The following is a 19,080-nucleotide window of genomic DNA, read 5'->3' on the forward strand; positions in this document are numbered from 1 at the left end:
CCCAGTGGAGGGGTTTTTTATTATAGCGCAATATCGCTATAATATGCAAGACATTAGAAAGTTTAATAATTTTTGCGGAAAGGGCAGTAAAGGTCTTGCCAGAGGCCAAACAGAGGCATCATCTTATTAAGAAACTCTAAATATAGATAATCTGATTCAGCCTGGATGAAAACAAAAAAAGTATCTAAACTTTTCATGAAAAAACAGAGCCCGTCCCAGCGCTGGCCAGCCCTGAGGGCGTCTGTCCTGGGGAGACTCTCGTCCGCAGCGTCGCGTTTTCTGCACCGGCTGGCCGGCGGCGTCGCCCTAACCATCACTCTCTTCTTCTGGCAGGCACTGGCGGCGCACGAAGACGCTGAAATTCAGCGGAAGACTCAATTAGAAGCGGCGAGCGTCAAAATCGAACTGGCGAATCAAATGCAGCAGCTCTTCGTGGCCCTAGTCTCCCTGGGAAAGCGCTGGGAGAATTGCTCAAAGCCGTCCCAAAAGCAATGGCAAGCCGAGGCAGCACTCTATGTCCTGCAGCGGAGCGGATACCTTGCCATCCAGTGGGCGGACTCCGAGCTGAACACCAGCTGGACTGTGCGCCGGCAGGCGTATCAGGCGGCGGAAAAACTCAGCCCCGCACTAGCAGCGCAGCGCCAGGCCCTTGTGGCCCTTCCCAGCCGCCGGCAAGACCTCACCGTCACCGGCTCTGCCAACCTGGCGCAGGGTGGCAAGACTTTCCTAGTGTCTGTCCCCATTTTTTCGCAAGCGCCGCAATGTACAGGCGCGACTCGCGGTCCTGCACCTGAAGTGGGGGGGAGATTGCCCAATCCCAAATCCGCCACTCAAAATCCAAAAACGCCCGACGGGTACATTCTCGGAGTCTTGAGCACTCAGGAATTGCTCGATGGCACCCTCAACCAGAACATCAGGCGCGGATACACCATATCTATTTTCCTGGGCGACCGAGAAATCTACCGCAGCAATCGCGCCGGCAAGCCCAATCCGAAGTGGGTCAAAGAAGAAAAAATAGAGTTTTATGGAACCACTTGGCGCGTGCGAGTCATGCCGGCACCCGACTTACTGGCTTTGCAGCGATCCCCTCTCCCGGAGGTAGCGCTAGGCGCAGGAATTGCAGTGGCTTTTCTCCTGACATTAGCAGTCCGTCTCGCACAAACAGCGCATTTCAGCAGGAAGCAACTAGAAGCAACTAGCCAGCAGCTGCAAACAGAAATCACCTCACGAGAGCGGGCTGTCGCAGATGCCTTAGCGCGGGCGGAAGAACTGGCGGCACTCTGCGAAACGCTGCGCAATCAAACGCTTTTCTTGCAATCCATTCTTGAGCGCAGCGGCGACGGCGCGACAGTCGCCCTGGAAGGGGGAAACCAGGAACCGGGCGCAACGGCGGCAAGTGAAGCCGAAATCTCCGCAACCAACTCGCCAGCGCCCGAGGGGATTTGGGCGGGGCCGAGCGCAACCCCACTCACAGATGAGCCAGCAGCGATACAGGAAAGCATTGCGGCTATCCGCGACATCACCCAGAGCGTAGGGGCTGCCCTTGTGGCAGCCCGAGCGCAGGAAGCGCCGCACAGTCAAGCGCGGCGATTTCGCAATTTAGTGGAAACCGCCAGCGACTGGGTGTGGGAAGTGGACGAAAGTGGTGCCTACACCTACAGCAACCCCAAAGTGATCGACTTATTGGGTTTCCTGCCGGAAGAAGTGCTGGGCAAAACCCCCTTCGATCTCATGCCTCCAGAAGAGGCGTTTCGCGCTGCCAACATGTTCGGCCCGATAGTTGCCAAGCACCAGCCATTCTCATGCCTGGAAAACACAAATCTCCACAAAGACGGGCGGCTGGTTGTTCTGGAAACCAGTGGGGTCCCCGTCTTCGATTCAGAGGGTAAATTGCTCGGCTATCGGGGTATAAATCGAGACATTACCCACCGCGTGCGGGTTCTGCAGGCGCTGCGGCAGAGCGAAGAAATCTATCGCTTGCTGGTGGAGGGTGTCAGAGACTACGCGATTTTCATGCTAGATCCAAGCGGGCATGTGGTGAGTTGGAATCGCGCAGCGGAAAGGATTAAAGGCTATCGGACAGAAGAAATCATTGGCAAGCATTTTTCGTGCTATTACCAACTCGAAGACATTCAGCAAGGCAAGCCGCAGCGGTTGCTGGAGCGAGCGGCAGCCAGCGGCAAGGTGGAAGACGAAGGGTGGCGCGTCCGCGCAGATGGGTCGCGGTTCTGGGCAAATGTGGTGATTACAGCCTTGCGAGACGATAGCGGAGTCCTGCGCGGCTTCGCAAAAATGACCCGCGACATCACGGAGCGCAAGCAGGCTGCCGAAGCGCTGCGGGAAAGCGAAGAGCGCTATCGCTCTGCCATCGAGACGGCAGCTGAGGGGATTGTCCTGCTGTACGCAGATGGCAGGAGCAGCACTTGCAATGCCAGCGCTGAGCGCATTCTCGGACTTTCCGCCCATCAGATGACGGGCCGGACGTCCCTGGCTTTGCGCTGGAGTGCGATTCACGAAGATGGCTCTCCTTTCCCGGCTGAGATTCACCCGGCGATGGTGACTTTGCGCACCGGCGAACCGCAGTCTAATGTGGTGATGGGGGTTCGCAAACCGGAAGGAATCGTGACCTGGATTTCTGTGAATGCCCGACCTCTGTTCCGACCGAAACAGAGGGAGCCGTATGGGGTAGTGTTTTCGTTTTTCGACATCACTGAGCGCAAGCAAGCGGAAGAGGTGCTGCGTTTTTCGGATGAACTGCTGAAACAAATGCCTGATTCCATCGTCCTCACAGACTTGGAGGGAACTATTCAAAAATGGATGGGCAAATCAGAACAAATTTTTGGGTTTGCGGCTTCGGAAGTGATTGGCAAGCCGCTGAATTTTCTCTACCGGCATGACAGTAAGGGGGTGACTGCTGCCAATATTATCAACCAAATCCAGGAAACAGGCGTGTTTGGCGATGAACTCCTCAGCCGCAAAAAAAATGGAGCGTTTATTGAAATCGAAACGACGGCTAAAGCTTTTTGCGACACGGCAGGCAAACCTCTGTTTCTGATTGCTATCCATCGAGATATCTCGGAGCGCAAGCGGACGGAGGAGGCGCTGCAGCAAGCTAACCAGCAACTCAAGGCTTGGGTGAAGGAACTGGAGGAGCGCAACGACGAAATCAGTTTGCTCAGCCACATGAGCGATTTGCTGCAAACCTGCCTGACCCGCGAGGAGGCTTGTAAGGTGATTGCCCAAGTGGTGCCGCTCTTATTCCCTAATAATTCTGGAGCGGTGTTTACAATCAGCAATTCCAGAAACCTTGTGGAAGCGATAACCACTTGGGGCAGACCTGTGACTAGCCAGACGCTGTTTTCTACCCATGAATGCATCGGGCTGCGCCGGGGGCAGCCTCATCTTGTTGAAGACACCCGCAGCGGTTTGCTCTGCAACCACCTGGAGCGCGATTTCTTGCCTAGCGGGTATTTCTGCATCCCGATGGCGGCGCAAGGGGAAACTCTGGGGGTGCTGTATTTGAGTTTTATGGAACCGGGGCAATTAACCAGATCCAAACAGCAGTTAGCGGTGACGGTGGCCAGGCAGATTTCTCTGTCGCTTGCCAATTTAAAGCTGTACGAATCCCTCCAGCACCAGAGCATTCGCGACCCGCTTACGGGTTTGTTCAACCGGCGCTATCTGGAAGAGTCGCTGACCCGAGAAATACACCGCGCTTCGCGAGAACAGCAATCCCTGGGGATTATCATGCTAGATGTTGACCACTTTAAGCGCTTTAATGACACCTTCGGTCACGAAGCCGGTGATGCTGTGCTGCGAGAGTTGGGCCTGTTCTTGAAACAGCATATCCGCTCTTCTGATATTGCCTGCCGGTATGGCGGTGAGGAATTCATGCTGATTCTGCCGGAAGCGTCTCTGGAACACACCCAGGAGCGAGCCGAGGGGCTGCGTGAGGGCGTTAAGCACTTGAATATGGAGCATCACCGGCAGCCCCTCGGCGGAATTACCCTTTCTTTGGGCGTGGCGGTCTTCCCAGAGCACGGTCTGGCCGGCGAGGCGGTTATCCGAGCCGCTGATGCGGCGCTCTACCGCGCTAAAATCCTAGGGCGCGATCGCTCGGTCACCGCCTCCTGAACCGGAAACACCGCTCGAGCGGGTTGGCAAGTATTGCAGGCTGACACTACTCTTGCGACTGATTTGGATGAAAAAAAGGAACTGTATGCGGATCTAGAAATTCCGGAATACTGAATTGTATATATCAGGGGCGAAAGGGTGCTGGCGTTTCGGTTGCAGGAGGATGGCAAATACCAGCAGTGCGAATATTCTGTGGCGCTGGAGGGGTTGCCAATTGCTCTGACAGAGCGGACTTTAGCTCAGTTGAATGAGGGGAAAAATGGCAGTGCGGCTTTCTAGTTTTCCCAAAAGATTGCCAACCTGTAGGGGGTTGGGGCGGGGCGAGCCGGTGTTTGGTTCGGTGGGGGAATGGCGTTGAATATTCGGGGAATGAACCCCACCCCCTAACCCCCTCTCCACACGCGGGGAGGGGGAGAAAGAGATAGGGTTTTTGGTGATATAATCTTGTCTTACTGCAACGCCGGGGAATGGCAACACCGGCATCCCGCACCGGCAGTGCCGGCAAATCCTGCCACGTTTGTTCGGGGATGTGCTAAACTAAACGTAAGTGATTGGCAGGAGGGAGGATGAAAAGAGACGAGGTACTGGCAATTTTGGCGGCGCACCGGCAAGAATTAAAAGCTTTGGGGGTGAAGTCGCTGGATTTGTTTGGATCGGTGGCGCGGGATGAAGCACGCCCCGACAGTGATGCCGACTTTTTAGTGGAGTTTGCTGAACCTGGCGGGCTATTTCAACTTTTACGAGTGCAGCACTACTTAGAGGATATCTTGGGGTGTTCTGTAGATTTGGGAACCGAGAACGCTTTGAGGAAACATTTGCGGGAACCCGTTCTCAAGGAGGCTATCCGTGCCCTCTAGAGAATGGCCACTGCGGATTCAGGATATCTTGCAAGCGATTGAGCGAATTCAGCAAACTACCGCTGGGATGACTTTTGAGGATTTCGCCAGACTGGAATGAATTTTGAGGCAAGGGATTCTGTATAATTTTATCATCATCGGTGAAGCTGCTATAAATGTGCCTGATGAAATTCAGTCGCGGTATCGCCAGATTCCCTGGCGTCAGATGGGTGACATGAGGAATGTAATGGCTCACGAATACTTTCAAATAGATCCAGAAAGACTTTGGAGAACCATCCGCGATGATTTACCTCCCCTAGTGCCGGTGTTGCAGGAATTATTGCAACGCGAGGTTAGGGGAGGTTAGTTTTTTTGGGTGGGGTAGGGTGGGAGTGCCGGTGGGATTGGGGGGTGAGAGAGGGGAAGGGCGCTTGCGCTTCCCGGCTAATTCACTTTTTCTGAATGAGTTATCCTGGATCTCCTGCCATTTGAGGGGTTATTTATCGTCTGCCAACTGTCGCCTTCATAAGTTATAAGAACTTCTTGACCTACATCTGCCTCAATCTTGTCTTCATACCAGACAAAGTAACGATTGCTGCTCTTAGCCTGAACCAGAATTTTATACTTGGTATAATCGATGCCAAATGTTTGCAAAACTTTAAACGATTCAGTCGCCATAATATCCTTTTTCTGGGGTACTTGTTCACTTCTCACTGAGGCGGTTGAGGTGGCAACTCAACCTTCCCATTGACGGGCGTTATTGTGAATTCCTGCTTCTCAGCCGCCTTGTTAGCCTCAATTATCTCAGTCATTGCCTCGCTAAAATGAGACTGGGTGACACGCTTTTTTTCTTTGGGCTTGTCTTCTTTGGCAGCAGCCACTACAGCTTTTAAGACAGCATTCTTGATGTCTCTACCGGATATTTTATCAAACTGCTTAGCAAGTTCAGCAAAATCTACCGACTTATCATCTAAAGGAAGTTTGCGGGGAATCTGAGCTTGCCAAATCTGGGCGCGTGCTTCTTCATCCGGTAAATCAAACTGAACCTTCCACCGGATACGGCTGATGAAAGCCGGATCGTAGTTACGGATTAAGTTTGTGGCGAAAATGACAATCCCCTCGTAGGAAGAGAGTTGCATTATCATAACGCTGCGGGTTAAGTTAACCGCAGTGTCAGTGGATTGGCTGACATTTTCCAGACGTTTACCTAAGAACGAATCTGCTTCATCGAAGAAGAGGACTGCCTTTTGACTGGTGGCAAACTCAAAGGCTTTGGCGATGTTTTTCGGGGTGTCGCCAACATACTTAGACTCAAGCTGCTGGTAAGGAACCACCAAAATTTTCAGCTTTAGCGCATGAGCGAGGGCTTCAGCGGTGAGAGTTTTGCCTGTACCAGACGGACCCGAAAAGTTGACGGAGAGGGCTTTGTCCAGCTTGTGCTTTTCACCCATCCCCCACTCCCTGTAAATTAAGTCTTGAAACTCCAGTTCAGCTATTATTGATTCTACCTGATGTCTGGTTGTATTCGGCAGGATGACATCATCTAGAGTGTATTTTGGATCTCTCAGATATGGGGTAAAATCTATTGAGGAGTCAGGGGCTTTATCAACCCCCTCAACTTCTTGTTTTTGGTTGGCTCTTTGGCCTTCACCGTTTCTCTCATTTCCAGAGATGCCGGTGCAGCCAAGCGCCTCCATAAACTCTCTCGCTCTATCAGGTCTGGGCATGGCAATTATCAGCTCCTTCAGTCGATTTGGACAATCAAAGCATTGAAAGTAATTTTTTTCTTGGCTTTGCTGTACGGCTCTAGGTTTTTACCTAAGGTTTCACCTAAGTCTTGGAAAAACTGAACAACAGAGTTGTTGGCCAAGATATCCCAGGGTTCTGGCCGGGCGATAAACTTCTTAAAAAGAGGCGCGAGCAGTTTTTTAGCGTCTCTCGCCCACTTTTGGTATTCTGGGCCGGTTAACTCATTATCAAGAACATAAATCGCTTCTAGCTTAGAAAACAGTACATTCGAGGCAATCGGCAAATCGCGACTGTCAATAGATGGGACTTCATACTCTCTTTCTTCCGGTCTTGTATGTGTGTCATACAGCCATATCTTTAGCTGCCTAAAATTACAGTCGCGGACACGAATACTTGACCTAAATAAGGGGCCAACAAGTAAATCATCGAAAAAGCGCTGTGTTTCCTCAGGAACAACAGATTGACCGTTATTCAGTCTAAGTCCTGGTAGGCCAAACAGTTCAATCCTTCTCAAACTACCCTCACGGTAAGGTGAGCGAAAATCTAAAACAGTATAGATAGTTTCCGATTCCGGGTTCCATAGCTTTTCTGGTTCAGAGTTGCGGGGCATAGTTCAATCCTAATGCGGAATGTAGATCGCGGCCTTAATGATCTTCAGAATACTGGAGATTTTTCAGAACCATTACTTTTGTCACTTCTGACCGCTGCTTGGGCAAGGGAGTATTCTCAGGTGCTTGCTCAATGCTGAAAAGCTGTGAGGGTTTGTTGAGAGATTTGGGGTCCCAAATCTCCATTAAAGTTTCAGTGAGAATTGCTCCTGCGTAAACGATTGCACATAAAATATCGGCCATCCCAAAGGCTGGAATCAGAACCCCGACAATCGCGGTATGCCATACTGCTTGTATGATGGAAACTAAAGATATTACAAAAGCAGCCGCAGCTCGTCCCAGCCAGTCAATCAACTGATCTACCAGACCGCCAAGCCATGCGAAAAAGCCCATTTAAGCTACCTCCAAACTTACTTACTATACCGTCAGTTTAGTGACCATTGGGTTCTGCACTGTAGGTAACTGAACACCTTCCTCCTGATTCACCGGCCTCACTGACATTAAAAAAGGCTCGCGATACGTTTGCCTTGGGTCTATGAATGCGAGAATGGTATCCAGACCGTCCTGAAAAACAGCCAACAGCCACTCCCTACTATAACCAAACTCTTGGCGCAGGTAGGATTCAATCTCTGGCCAATTATTATCTAAAAACTGAGCTATCAAGGCCAGATAGTATTTGGTTGCCTCTGTTACATATCCCCAAATCTCCTTAACTGCTGCAACCAGGTTCTCCCATAACCTAGCAAAAGCTCTTGATAAAGCCTCAACAATGGTAGCGAAAGCATAACCGGCTGCTGCACCCAGGACAAAGGCTGCAGCGGCTTGCAGCAGAATATCCCAAACCATTTCTCTTGACTCCTTGTGGGCTATCCCCCCTTCCTCCCTAAATTGGAGGACTGAGAGGAGAGGGCTTTGGCACCTGTGCTTTGATGAAGAACCTAAAGGTTAATCAGGGTGCCGGTCGTCTCGCGATCCAATCGCAAGCCCTACCGCGCTCCTGGCCACTGCTTGAGTATTTCTACTGGCTAGCGAACCAGCCGGCAGGCTCAACCTCATCGCTTACACCCATAATAAACTCCCCCCACCTAACTGGCGACTAACAGAGGCTATAATTTTCAGTTAGGCTCACGTTACCAATTTCCCGGCACTGCAATGGCAAATAATAAGGAGGAGATGTTCGCCGAGGCGGCCCATTACTGGGACTTGCAAAGGCTGTACCAAGCCCTGGCCGAGGCCAAGCGGCAACTGGCCCCTCGCGCCAGAAAGGGGCTGACAAACACGGAAAAGCTTTACCTGCGAGGGCTGCTGTGCGGTAACAGCCCCGCTGAAATGGCCCGCAAACTCCTCCAGAGTCCCAAGGGAGTTGAGGTTTTTTTGTGTAAAACTTTATACCAATACTTTAAAAAGATGGCCAATTCCCCAGATGAGCCAATAGGAAATTGGAGAAATATCAATACCTGGCTAGAGTCAGCAGGATATAAAACTCAGTCGCCTCCTGAATCTAAATCAAAAAAGTATGTGCCATTAGAACCTTTAGTAAATATAGTTAATATAGGCTTGGAGAACAACAATACAATAACAATTGATATCAAGGTTCGACTTGAATTGCCTGCCCCTTCAGAATCCCAAAAAACAGACGCCCCAGACACCGGCGAATATCCCAAGTGATGATTGCCAGGAACGCACTACGCGCCCAATTCCCAGCGCAACCTCTCCCACCGGCAACCCCGCGCCCAGTTTCCCAAGTTTCTGTCCGACTAGCAGTTTTTCTAACAAAACTCATCAAGCCTTGCAATGCCGGCAGTCTTATTCGCCCGCCGCAACTCCCGCCACACTTTCCAATCTGCTATCTCAGGCAGTATAGCAATAGGCAGCTCAGTAATGGACAAGGCATCTCACTTGCTAGTAAGGATAGGGACAGGCGAGACGCCTGTCCTACGTCCTAACTTAAGTGACTGCTGCTATATCACCCTATAGCCCTTTGACATCAAACATCGCACCCAGAACCGGCACTCTATCCTTAACGGTGTCGCCTTGAGATTTCAGGACTTACGCCACTTAATGTGGTGTGTGGTGGGTTACGCTACCGCTAAACCACCCTACAGATAGAGGTTTTGCGTAAGTCCTGGATTTGTTAATAGGTTCCAAGAACCTAATTATAACACAATTATTATTGTTTTGTAAATAAAGGTCGATTTGAAAGCCGGTCTTCATCTCATGCTTGTTGCAGATATTCAAATGTCTCTCGCTGCTCCTCTTCGTCTCCCTCTTCTGCTCACTTGTCTAACCCTTCAATCGCAGCTTTATTCCTCTCCATCTGTTCTTCCGGCGTTCTTTTGGGAAGTACATAATGACCCGACGGATTCTTTGAGCCGGCAGAAGCGGACTGCAGCGAGTGAGCCAGCTGCTGGGCAACCACCTCTGCAATCAGCACTTTTATCGCAGTATTGACTTGGGGCGCGGACCGTAGGACAGGCGAGACGCCTGTCCTACGCCCCTACCTGTCCCCCCACCCCAACTTTGCACCGGCCTCTCCCCTGTCCCGCTACCTGTCCCCCCGCCTGTCCCCCCCACCCCGACTTTGGACCGGCATCTCCCCTGTCCCGGCGCAGGCGTCCCGGCGCAGTCCAGGCGTCTCTTAGCCCCCTCCCCGCAGCGGACAATCGGGGGTTGGGGGTGGGGTTCTCCCCTGTCCACCCCATCCCCCGCCTGTCCACCCCCCCTCCCAACCGGCACCCCCCAAAACAAAAAACCTCCAGACAGGCTGGAGGATTATATTCTTAACCAATCATTTTGTCAACCCCATTCAGTGGGTTGCCGGTTCAGTCGTTCGGATGGCCCTATTTCCAGTCTTTTGCCGATTGGTCCAAAACGTAAGCGGCAACGTCCTCGATTTGCTTTGCATTCAGACGACCCTTAAACGCCGGCATGGCATTTTTGCCGTTCGTCACCTGCTTGATAATTGCCGCTGCAGAGTTCATCTTGTACTTCTCCAGAGCTTCCTTCTTCAGAGTCTTGTTGCGCATCACCACGTTGCCGCCGCCGGCGTGGCAAGCTGTACAGTTGGCGCTAAAAATCTTGGCACCGGCAGCGCCGTCAGCTAGAGCCGGCTGACCCGTGAAAACGGTCAGCGCTGCCAGCGCGATCAGGACAGCGGATAAGAGTCTCTTCAACATAGTGCTCCTCTACTAAACACAGGAAATTTTTCTAAGACCTCATTTTATCCGCTTCGCTGACACAAAACGCGACACCATGCGGAGCTACACCCGCAAGCCGGCAAAAAGCCCACTTCTTAACCCAGGCGAGAGGGGAAAGGGGAAAAATCTATTCGTCTTTTTAAAATTTTTGCTTATATCAAATTATGTCGCATTTTGTCAATACTCCCTCGGAAAAACCTTTAGGGTCGCAACCATTGGCTCGCTCTCAGCCCTGATGTTCTTTCCGCGCCTCAATCTGGCCGCAGACCTCACCCCTAGCCTATTTTCCGTTTAATTACTTGCGACTGGGATTGAGGCTGAGATGGTGAGAGGGGGAGGTCTTAATAAGATTAATTAAACAGATTATTCCTCTTGCGGGGTTGGCACTGCTGGCGCAGACTCCCCGCAAGAAAGGGCTATAAGTCGCCCGCCGGCGATAATTGCGACAAGCAATCCGGAGGATTGCATTATCTAAGATCCGGGGGGGGTGGCTGCGGGGTCAGTGGGAACGCCCCAGCTCGAAAAATACCTGGGTCAATCCGCAAGAGCCGCAATCCTGCGGGGGGCGAAGGGCTCTCAGCAGGACTGGGAGCCGGTTTATAAAATAATTGTTAAGATAGCACCGGGACCAGAAACCGGGAATCTTGCTGACGTTATAGGGGCCGGTGCGCGCAAGATGTCTATGGGTTTTTCCGGATGTGAGTGAGCTCGCCCCTGCTAACTGCGGACTCACTGCAAAAATGTCTCTGGGTTTTTTCGGATGTGAGCTTGCCCCACCCCTACTTCCGGCGTGCCCACGAGAAGAAAGCCGGTTTCAAGTGACTTCACTTTTTCTTGATGAATAACCTCTCAGGCCAAGTTATGGTGGCAGAAGACAGCTCGAACAGTGGAAAACTCACGCTCAATCCATTCAAAATCTTTAACAGTCGGGAGAGGGCGGCGCGGTTCCCCGGAGTGCTAGTTCTGCTAGCCCAAAGCGACTGCGACATTGCCGCAATAGATTGCCAGAGGCCGGTGGTTGATGGCTGTTGGCGGCAGCTCGGGATCGAGTCCTGAGCGGAAAGGAGGCGCTTCGCGTCAGGCTTCCCACTTCGCCGGCATGCCTGTCCCCCTCGGAGATGGCGCAGAGTTTTGGATTGAGAAGCCAAGCCGGCAGAGCGATGAAGGGTATGGAATGAAAGCTATGATATTAATACATAAAACTCCCAGCGTCGCCTTGTTTGTAACAATTTTTTAATATTCAACAGGGCTGCCACATCTCATGTCACACATTTTGATTGTTGATGATGATTCGGCCACTCGGTTGCTGCTCAAAAGAACCCTGCAAACAGAAGGCTATCAGGTCACAGTGGCCAGAAACGGCGAAGAGGGTCTGGCGCTAGCGCGGCAGCTGCATCCGGACTTAATAATTTGCGATTGGATGATGCCGGTGATGGATGGCTTGCAAATGTGCCGGCAGCTGAAGGCGGATGAGCAGCTGACAGCCGCGTTCTTTATTTTGCTGACTTGGCGCAACAGCGTCGGAGATCGGGTGGAGGGGCTCGATTCTGGCGCTGACGAGTTTTTGTGGAAACCGATAGATATGAATGAATTGCAAGCGCGGGTGCGAGCTGGACTCCGCGTGGGACGGTTAATGCAGCAGTTGAGTGCGGCCAATCGGGACCTGTTGGCGGCCAACCAGAAACTCTCCGCTCGCAACGAACTGCTAGAGTCTCTTTCCCTCACCGACCAGCTGACAGGCTTGCTGAACCGGCGGGCTCTGGAGCAAACCCTGCCCCACCTGCTGCAGCAAGTGGGCTCCCGTCAGGCCGGCGCTCGCTACCGGTATTTATGCGCCTTCGTGATTGATGTGGATCATTTCAAGCTCGTGAACGATAACTACGGCCACCAGGCGGGAGACTGGGTATTGCGCGCCCTCGCGGGACGCTTGCAGGGCAGCACTCGCCCCAGCAGTTTTTTATATCGCTACGGCGGGGAAGAATTCGTCTGCATTGCTCCAGGAATCAGCCCAAACAGCGCCTGGGCCTATGGTGAGAGCTTGTGCGCTGCCATCTCCAGTAACCCCATCCAGGTGTCTGAAGATTTAGCGATCCCGGTCACCATCAGCATAGGGGGCGCAATCGCCAGCCAATCCAACCCGCTTAGCAGCCAAGACTTATTGCACCAGGCGGACAGAGCCCTGTACCAGGCCAAACGGCAGGGTCGCAATCGCCTCCAGATGGCGCAGCCCCCGGCCTTTGCCGTCGGGGAAACCCACTCCTTACAGCCCCGGGTTGAGAAACCTCTCGGCAGTCTCAACCAGCTGTAAGCCCTGAGCCCGCCCCGGGCTAAACCATAATTTTTTTAACGGAAATGCGCTGTTCTAGAGATGGCCAAAAAACCATAATCCTGCTTTATCCCGACTAAAGCGCCAAGCGTAATTTTTTTGATTCCGGCAAATTAATCAAACCTTTCCGTCCCCCATCCCGGGGCGGTTTGCGCCGATCTCAAAACAAAAGCCGCTAAATTTTCTATCTCTGGCTGGGACAGCCAACTTTCAGGCACCTGACGGCACCAAAAAGTGATGTCGCTGCCGTCATAAATCATGGGCTGGCGCAAATAGGCCACCAGAGCGTTAATATTGTCGCGAGGAGGCGTCGCCCCTTTGAGATCGCCCAGGGACAGAGACACGCTCGGATCGGGCAAAGTCGCTCCCCCCACATGGCAGTTGATGCAGCTTTGCTCAAACAGGCGCTTGCCGGCGGTCAGGTCCGCCGGAGAAAACAGGCGTGTGCTACCCTGTCCGTCCATTTCCACCGGCACCGGCTCGCGAGCTTTCAAGTACCGGAACACATAGGGGTCCACACTCGCCGCCCAAGCCGGCGAGCTGGCCACCATCACGGCAAGCACTGCAGCTAAAACCGCTAGAACACCGCGAACTGAGAACAATCGGCGCAGCATTGGATATCAACCTCTTCTGATGCCAGTAAAAAGTAAAAAGGCAAAAGATCCAGGAAAGCATTTGACTTTTGACTTTTTACATTTTACTGTTTACATTTTTGTGGCAGGTTCTTAATTGTAGACCTTGCCGCCTCCCCAGGCTGGCCCAATAATATTCGGCTGGACGAGAATGTGACCGGCGATGGCATACAGGTCATCTTCCGAGAGATTTCTCATCTCCGGGAAAAGATCAGCGCTATCTTTACTCGGGTGGTACTCAGCAATATTGTCAAACCCATCATAGGTTGTGGGGTGTTTCAGATAATCCACCAGGGCTTCAAGATTGTTGCGAGGCGGGTTGGCTCCAGCCAGAGTCTCTGTTGACAGACCCACATTGTAGTCTGTTTTCGTTTTGCCCCCCGCATGACATTGAGAGCAAGTATCGTTAAACAGGCGTTTGCCCTGTTCGACTTGTTTCAAGCTCAACACAACAGTGTCACCCTGCTCGTTCAGCAGCACCGTGCGGGTTGCTGCATCCAGCTGCACCGCACTAGCCCCACCCACAAACATCTGAAACGCCAAAAATACAGTGGCCACAGCAAGCCAGATGTACCTTTTCCGCATGGTTTTCCTCAAAAAATAGCCTTAGTTATTGGACGCTCAACACAGCTTTAGATCGGTGGTATCTACTCCTGTTCTGGCCGCCCAGCACGCTGCGGAGCCGCCGAACCGTTCTGACAGCACACCGGCCATCTCGGGGTTGACAAACATGTCCCCAGACATTATCTGAAGCAGAACTTTTCCCCCGGGCATTGCTGGGGGTTACCCATCAGAACCGCTCTCCTGGCGTTGAGCGATGATGTGAGACATAATTGCCTTGGCATCCTCCAACGCCAGACGGGTCTGGGGGTGTTTGTAGGCAATGCCCAACCGGTCGCACAGCCGGCAAACCTCCTCTACAGGAAGATTGTAATCGGAGGCGATTTCTGCTATAGACAAATCGGCAAACCCCATAATGATGATGGTTAGCTGAAAGGAGTTGATAGAGCCACGTCAATATAATGCCACCTTCTACGCACCTTTCGATGCACCTGTGTCAAATTTCAATCCCGTTTGCGGGATTCACTCCCACTGCTGACATCCCGCGTCAGATTTTCGCACCCCAGACTCACCGGCAGCCGGTTGCGCCGCCAGAACTCCCTACCACACCGGAGCGTCAAAGTCAAGGGAGCCGGCAGGCCGGCGCTGCATATTCCAAGCGATGTTGAACCCGGCACCCCAACCCCCTGCCTCTTATCCCCAGAGGGGGCCCCACCTTCCCCGCAGGCGGGGAGGGGGAGTGAGAGGGGGCTCTCGGGCTGGCCCACATCAGGAAATTATGCATTTAACTTACACTATTATAGCCAATTTCCAAGTCCCATGAGCATCGCTTCAAGCAGCTTTAGGCGGATCTGATAATTGCAGGAATAAGCAAATTAAAAGCATTTTCCTTAGCAGCCTGTCTGTCAGGCTGAACCGGCACTCTCAACAGGGCAGTCCTGCTGAAGCTCACCGCTCAGCGGTCACTGGTGACTTTTCCAGACCGGCTCTCTTCGAGGGGGATAGCTTGGGGGATTTGCAGGCGGTGGGCTGCCGGTGGCAGGGGAGTCAAATGCAGGCAAATCAGCTTAGCCAGAGTTGGCTTCAGCTGGGTGCGGGGCACAATTGCATCCACAAAGCCGTGCGAGAGCAAGTCCTCAGCGCTCTGAAAATCCTCGGGCAGCTTTTCGCGCAGAGTTTGCTCGATCACCCGGCGACCGGCAAAGCCGATAGTGGCCTTTGGCTCAGCCAGAATAATGTCGCCCAACATAGCAAAGCTAGCCGTCACCCCCCCCGTAGTCGGGTTAGTCAGCACCGGCATGTAGAGCAGACCGGCGCTGCGGTGGCGCTCCAGAGCCCCAGAGATTTTGGCCATTTGCATCAGGCTCAGCATCCCCTCCTGCATGCGGGCACCGCCAGAGGCGCAGACAACAATCACCGGCAAGCCCATCTTTGTGGCGTGCTCTATCAAACGGGTGAGTTTTTCCCCCACAACCGAGCCCATACTGCCGCCCATAAACCGGAAGTCCATCACCCCGAGGGCCACCGTTAGCCCATCCAGCTGCCCCACCCCCGTCTGCACCGCATCGGCCAGGCGGGTTTTTTCCTGGTACTCGCGCAAGCGGTCCCCATAGGACTTGCGGTCATAAAACTTCAGCGGGTCAGTCGGGCGCAGTTCCTCATCCAGGGGCGTCCAGGTGTTGGCGTCAATTAGCTGGCGGATGCGCTCCTCACTGAACACCCGGTTGTGATGGCCGCACTCCAGGCAGACCATTTGGTTCGCCCGCAAGTCTTTAGTGTAGGAGAGCACCCCACAAGCCTCGCATTTATTCCAAAGACCGTCGGCAATCTCGCGCTCCTGCCGGTCTTTGCTAATTGGGCCAGATTTCCGTCGATTTGCAAACCAATCAAATAGAGACATGAAAGCGGTTAATTCCTTACTAGACGCATGCAGTTCCCCTGCCGGTCAAACCCTTAGACTTTCTATCCTATACCCGGAAAGCGACACCCAGTCACTCTGGCAAGCCAGACTCTTCCCCCTCCACAGGACTGAGGAGGAGCAGCGCCCTCCAGCGGTCTTGTGAGCTTGCCTTGCAGCGCCGCCCGACAGCCGGCACCCAAATAAGACCCCGCTCCCAAATCTACAATCCGGGTGGGGATCTCGTGAGCGGCCAGCACTTGCTGCATCAATTCAGCCTGCGGGCGGCTGCCAGTAGTTCGAGCGCGCGATCCAACAGACGACCTTAATTTTATCAAGCCACCGGCCTTAATCCGCTCTGGCGGCGCACCGCCCAAGCCCTATCCCAACCTACCAGATTTTCAGGCAGCAGTGCGTTTTCTGGTTTTTCGCGCTCCCCGCCTCAGCCGGGGAGCGAGGGGTGGCCCGCTTGAGCCTGCCGGTTGTGGCAAATCGTGGGGCGGTGTGGGGTGGGAGCCCCCTGTGCCCGCTGCCCGCACACCGCTCAAAGGCACCGGCAGGCGTGATTGTTCGGGCAGGAAAGCCCACCCTTCCCCAGCGGTTGAGCCACCGGCACCCAACACCGGCAGCTGCCGGTGGGGCTGTACCCTGGGAATATTGCGCTAAATCACACCGCGCTGTTACAAAACATTAAACAATAAAATTACAAATCTCAAGCATCTACCCTGGCTTGGGGTCAAGGGGACTTTCCTGCAGTCAATCAGCAAGCTGGATACCCGGCTGCTGGCTGGCTAAAATCTGCTGCCCGCCCAGCCGCCCATTCCCCACTCGCCCACGGATGGCACAACTATGATTTTTCAGCCTCACCCAACAAAAACTGAACCCGCTTCCAACCCTTCGCAAGCCCACTCATCGGAGAACTCAGGCTGGCTCAACCGGCAGGTGCGCCGCCTGAAGATTGGAACCAAAATAAGCCTCGGCTACGCCCTCAGCTTTGGGATTGCCGCTGCCGGCATCTCAGCGGGGCTGCTGGTGGGAGACTCTTACCGCCAACTTGCCGAGAACCGCGAGCAGCAAACCGGCGAAGAAGTCAGGCTTTTCACTCACTTGCAAACCGCTGTACTCCAGTCTATCCGGCACCAGCAGCAGCTGATTCCTCTAGCAGGACAGCCGCAAAAGTTTCAGCGAGAATACTCCCATCTCCTCACTCATGCGGCGCAAGTCAAACAGCTGTGGTCGCAAGTCCAATCCTTAGCGCAAAAGAAGAGTTTCCTCACCGATGTTGATGCCGAGGCTCTCCCCGTATTCCTGCAAACCTACCAAGGGGTGCCGCAGGCATACTTTCAGGAACTAGATAAACTCATCGCGCCAATCAATCCACCTTCTTTGAAGCCAAACGAGAGATTGGCAGCGCAAAACCGCCTGCTGGAGTTCACCACGAGCCCTGTTGCGAGCCGGTTTGATAGCATTGCGGATGCCCTAACTGATATCATTCAAGTAGGGCGCGATCTCGAACAGCAGCGGGATGCTGCAATGATGGCTGCCATTCGCGTCAAAAATGGGATTGTTGCCGCCGGCATCCTCTTGTCAGGGGGAGTGGCGTTCCTGTTCGCTCGCTACACCCGCCGCGCTATTGTTCGCCCCCTGGAAGAAGCCATCGGTGTCGCTCAGCAAGTCACCCGCGAATCTAACTTTTACCTGCAAGTGCCGGTGACTTCTGCTGATGAAGTGGGCGTCTTAGCCACTTCTCTCAACCAACTCATTGTCAGAGTAAGGCAGTTGCTGGCAGAACTGGAAGCAGAAAAAGAAGCCCAGCTGTTCCAGAATGAGAAAATGGCCAGCCTCGGGCGCACGCTTGCCGATGTGGCGCACGAACTCAACAATCCTATCAACTTCATCTATGGCAACTTAGACGCAGCTAAAGGCTACATATTGGATATTTTAGCGCTGCTGGAAACTTACGAAGCTGAGATAGAAAACCCACCGGCAGCAGTTCGAGAGCACTCAGACGAAATAGACCTGGATTTTGTTAAAGAAGACTTGCCGAAAATTTTACGTTCGATGAAAGTCGGTACGGAACGCGCCCGGGATATTATCCTGACGTTGAAAAATTTCTCCCGCCTGGATGACAGCGCCCCCCACCCTGTAGATTTGCACGAATGTATTGAGAGTACGCTGATGATTCTCAACAACCGGCTCAAAAAGGATATTAAGCTGGTGCGCAAGTACGGGGACATCCCAGCGGTTGAAGGGTACATGGGTTTGCTCTACCAGGTGTTTATGAATATCCTCAGCAATGCCGTCGATGCCTTAGAGGAAAAACAGGTATCTCAAGACGGCAAGCAGATTGTCATCACCACTGAGCTAGACAGTGACTGGGTGGTGGTGCGAATTGCGGACAATGGAGTGGGGATTGCGCCGGACAAGCAAAATAATATCTTTAATACCTTTTTTACCACAAAACCGAGAGGTGTGGGCACCGGCTTGGGGCTGTCAATTAGCCGCCAGATTGTGGAAAAGAAACATGGCGGCAGAATTACGTTTTGCTCTGCTGCCGGCACGGGTACGGAGTTTGCCATCGGGCTGCCGGTGACACAGCCCACCGGCAAGGCTTCATTCGTTAAGGGGTGAGGGGTTATAGCAATTCACCTTGTTTCGGGGCGGTTTCCGTTCGTAGTTGGGCTTCAGCCCAAAAGGTTCGCAGTTGGGCTTCAGCCCAAAAGGTTCGTAGTTGGGCTTCAGCCCAAAAGGTTCGTAGTTGTGGCTTTAGCCCAAAAGGTTCGCAGTTGGGCTTCAGCCCAAAAGGTTCGTAGTTGGGCTTCAGCCCAAAAGGTTCGTAGTTGGGCTTCAGCCCAAAAGGTTCGTAGTTGGGCTTCAGCCCAAAAGGTTCGTAGTTGGGCTTCAGCCCAAAAGGTTCGTAGTTGGGCTTCAGCCCAAAAGGTTCGTAGTTGGGCTTTATAGCAGTATGCACTTAGGTTAGAACATTAGACCTTCAGGCTCGGCGGACGCCCCCCTACGCCTATATAGCAGTAAGCATTTAGGAAACCTACATTCCGGCCTCCCTTGCTCCAGAGCTTCCGAAGCTTCTATTGTTCTAACCAATATGACTGCTGCTATATCCGATTAAATGAGATTTGTAA

The 19,080-nt window shown here is 53.0% G+C and carries 23 protein-coding genes; 10 read left to right on the forward strand and 13 right to left on the reverse strand.

Annotated features, from left to right (window positions below; translation table 11 throughout):
- Window positions 1-195 precede the first annotated feature (195 nt).
- The 4 genes from OSC10802_RS45145 (at window position 196) to OSC10802_RS43025 (ending at window position 5,337) form a co-directional block, all read left to right on the forward strand.
- Entirely contained in the window at window positions 196-4,134 is a 3,939-nt protein-coding gene (locus OSC10802_RS45145; protein WP_017721041.1) for a PAS domain S-box protein, read from the forward strand.
- A gap of 138 nt (window positions 4,135-4,272) precedes the next feature.
- Window positions 4,273-4,413, forward strand: coding sequence for a hypothetical protein (locus OSC10802_RS53610; protein ID WP_017721042.1), 141 nt, complete (start codon window positions 4,273-4,275; stop codon window positions 4,411-4,413).
- A 287-nt stretch (window positions 4,414-4,700) separates the two neighbouring features.
- Window positions 4,701-4,991 (forward strand): nucleotidyltransferase family protein, encoded by a 291-nt coding sequence (locus OSC10802_RS0133030; protein WP_017721043.1) that lies wholly within the window; start codon window positions 4,701-4,703, stop codon window positions 4,989-4,991.
- Window positions 4,992-5,094: 103 nt separating this feature from the next.
- A complete protein-coding gene (locus tag OSC10802_RS43025) occupies window positions 5,095-5,337 on the forward strand; it encodes a HepT-like ribonuclease domain-containing protein (protein ID WP_017721045.1) in 243 nt (80 codons plus the stop codon).
- 77 nt (window positions 5,338-5,414) lie between these two features.
- Here the strand turns inward: OSC10802_RS43025 and OSC10802_RS0133040 are convergent, their stop codons facing one another.
- The 5 genes from OSC10802_RS0133040 to OSC10802_RS0133060 are packed head-to-tail and all read right to left on the reverse strand — an operon-like array spanning window position 5,415 to window position 8,173.
- Window positions 5,415-5,648, reverse strand: a complete 234-nt coding sequence (locus OSC10802_RS0133040; protein WP_017721046.1) for a hypothetical protein — start codon at window positions 5,646-5,648, stop codon at window positions 5,415-5,417.
- Window positions 5,649-5,680: 32 nt separating this feature from the next.
- On the reverse strand, window positions 5,681-6,697 hold the full coding sequence (locus OSC10802_RS0133045; protein WP_155969017.1) for an ATP-binding protein: 1,017 nt from the start codon (window positions 6,695-6,697) through the stop codon (window positions 5,681-5,683).
- 17 nt (window positions 6,698-6,714) lie between these two features.
- On the reverse strand, window positions 6,715-7,329 hold the full coding sequence (locus tag OSC10802_RS51865; protein ID WP_155969019.1) for a hypothetical protein: 615 nt from the start codon (window positions 7,327-7,329) through the stop codon (window positions 6,715-6,717).
- 34 nt (window positions 7,330-7,363) lie between these two features.
- Window positions 7,364-7,720 (reverse strand): hypothetical protein, encoded by a 357-nt coding sequence (locus tag OSC10802_RS0133055; RefSeq protein ID WP_017721049.1) that lies wholly within the window; start codon window positions 7,718-7,720, stop codon window positions 7,364-7,366.
- 24 nt (window positions 7,721-7,744) lie between these two features.
- On the reverse strand, window positions 7,745-8,173 hold the full coding sequence (locus OSC10802_RS0133060; protein WP_017721050.1) for a hypothetical protein: 429 nt from the start codon (window positions 8,171-8,173) through the stop codon (window positions 7,745-7,747).
- Between the two features lie 306 nt (window positions 8,174-8,479).
- On the opposite strand from OSC10802_RS0133060, the gene OSC10802_RS0133065 reads away from it, so the two are divergent.
- The gene (locus OSC10802_RS0133065) at window positions 8,480-8,995 is read left to right on the forward strand and encodes a hypothetical protein (RefSeq protein WP_026099025.1); all 516 of its coding nucleotides are present in this window, start codon (window positions 8,480-8,482) and stop codon (window positions 8,993-8,995) included.
- A gap of 607 nt (window positions 8,996-9,602) precedes the next feature.
- Here OSC10802_RS0133065 and OSC10802_RS51875 read toward each other — a convergent pair.
- From OSC10802_RS51875 to petJ, 3 genes are all read right to left on the reverse strand, one after another.
- Window positions 9,603-9,761 (reverse strand): hypothetical protein, encoded by a 159-nt coding sequence (locus tag OSC10802_RS51875; protein ID WP_017721052.1) that lies wholly within the window; start codon window positions 9,759-9,761, stop codon window positions 9,603-9,605.
- Between the two features lie 2 nt (window positions 9,762-9,763).
- On the reverse strand, window positions 9,764-10,024 hold the full coding sequence (locus tag OSC10802_RS51880) for a hypothetical protein (protein WP_155969021.1): 261 nt from the start codon (window positions 10,022-10,024) through the stop codon (window positions 9,764-9,766).
- 143 nt (window positions 10,025-10,167) lie between these two features.
- Window positions 10,168-10,500 carry a cytochrome c6 PetJ gene (gene petJ, locus OSC10802_RS0133075; RefSeq protein WP_026099026.1) on the reverse strand — a complete coding sequence of 111 codons (333 nt, stop codon included), beginning with the start codon at window positions 10,498-10,500 and terminating at the stop codon, window positions 10,168-10,170.
- A gap of 861 nt (window positions 10,501-11,361) precedes the next feature.
- On the opposite strand from petJ, the gene OSC10802_RS0133090 reads away from it, so the two are divergent.
- A complete protein-coding gene (locus tag OSC10802_RS0133090; RefSeq protein WP_017721056.1) occupies window positions 11,362-11,580 on the forward strand; it encodes a hypothetical protein in 219 nt (72 codons plus the stop codon).
- 205 nt (window positions 11,581-11,785) lie between these two features.
- A complete protein-coding gene (locus tag OSC10802_RS43030) occupies window positions 11,786-12,832 on the forward strand; it encodes a diguanylate cyclase (protein WP_017721057.1) in 1,047 nt (348 codons plus the stop codon).
- A gap of 131 nt (window positions 12,833-12,963) precedes the next feature.
- On the opposite strand, the gene psbV2 is transcribed toward OSC10802_RS43030, so the two are convergent.
- The 3 genes from psbV2 to OSC10802_RS0133115 all read right to left on the reverse strand — a co-directional run bounded on the left by psbV2 (window position 12,964) and on the right by OSC10802_RS0133115 (window position 14,457).
- Window positions 12,964-13,464 carry a photosystem II cytochrome PsbV2 gene (gene psbV2, locus OSC10802_RS0133100; RefSeq protein ID WP_017721058.1) on the reverse strand — a complete coding sequence of 167 codons (501 nt, stop codon included), beginning with the start codon at window positions 13,462-13,464 and terminating at the stop codon, window positions 12,964-12,966.
- A 111-nt stretch (window positions 13,465-13,575) separates the two neighbouring features.
- Window positions 13,576-14,067, reverse strand: a complete 492-nt coding sequence (psbV, locus tag OSC10802_RS0133105) for a photosystem II cytochrome c-550 (protein WP_017721059.1) — start codon at window positions 14,065-14,067, stop codon at window positions 13,576-13,578.
- A 198-nt stretch (window positions 14,068-14,265) separates the two neighbouring features.
- Window positions 14,266-14,457 carry a hypothetical protein gene (locus tag OSC10802_RS0133115; RefSeq protein ID WP_017721060.1) on the reverse strand — a complete coding sequence of 64 codons (192 nt, stop codon included), beginning with the start codon at window positions 14,455-14,457 and terminating at the stop codon, window positions 14,266-14,268.
- Between the two features lie 47 nt (window positions 14,458-14,504).
- Between OSC10802_RS0133115 and OSC10802_RS55155 the strand changes: the two genes are divergently transcribed.
- Window positions 14,505-14,711, forward strand: coding sequence for a hypothetical protein (locus tag OSC10802_RS55155; RefSeq protein ID WP_155969023.1), 207 nt, complete (start codon window positions 14,505-14,507; stop codon window positions 14,709-14,711).
- A gap of 287 nt (window positions 14,712-14,998) precedes the next feature.
- On the opposite strand, the gene accD is transcribed toward OSC10802_RS55155, so the two are convergent.
- Window positions 14,999-15,943 carry an acetyl-CoA carboxylase, carboxyltransferase subunit beta gene (gene accD, locus OSC10802_RS0133120; RefSeq protein ID WP_017721061.1) on the reverse strand — a complete coding sequence of 315 codons (945 nt, stop codon included), beginning with the start codon at window positions 15,941-15,943 and terminating at the stop codon, window positions 14,999-15,001.
- Between the two features lie 457 nt (window positions 15,944-16,400).
- Here accD and OSC10802_RS51890 point away from each other — a divergent pair, with 457 nt between their 5' ends.
- Together OSC10802_RS51890 and OSC10802_RS0133135 are read left to right on the forward strand one after the other, a co-directional pair.
- Complete coding sequence (locus OSC10802_RS51890) at window positions 16,401-16,634, forward strand: hypothetical protein (RefSeq protein ID WP_155969025.1); 234 nt, start codon at window positions 16,401-16,403, stop codon at window positions 16,632-16,634.
- A 155-nt stretch (window positions 16,635-16,789) separates the two neighbouring features.
- Window positions 16,790-18,571 (forward strand): sensor histidine kinase, encoded by a 1,782-nt coding sequence (locus OSC10802_RS0133135; RefSeq protein ID WP_017721062.1) that lies wholly within the window; start codon window positions 16,790-16,792, stop codon window positions 18,569-18,571.
- 4 nt (window positions 18,572-18,575) lie between these two features.
- Here the strand turns inward: OSC10802_RS0133135 and OSC10802_RS0133140 are convergent, their stop codons facing one another.
- On the reverse strand, window positions 18,576-18,911 hold the full coding sequence (locus tag OSC10802_RS0133140) for a hypothetical protein (protein ID WP_017721063.1): 336 nt from the start codon (window positions 18,909-18,911) through the stop codon (window positions 18,576-18,578).
- Window positions 18,912-19,080 lie beyond the last annotated feature (169 nt).

Origin of the sequence: Kamptonema formosum PCC 10802, assembly GCF_000332335.1 — a bacterium.
Classification (GTDB): Bacteria; Cyanobacteriota; Cyanobacteriia; order Cyanobacteriales; family Oscillatoriaceae; genus Oscillatoria.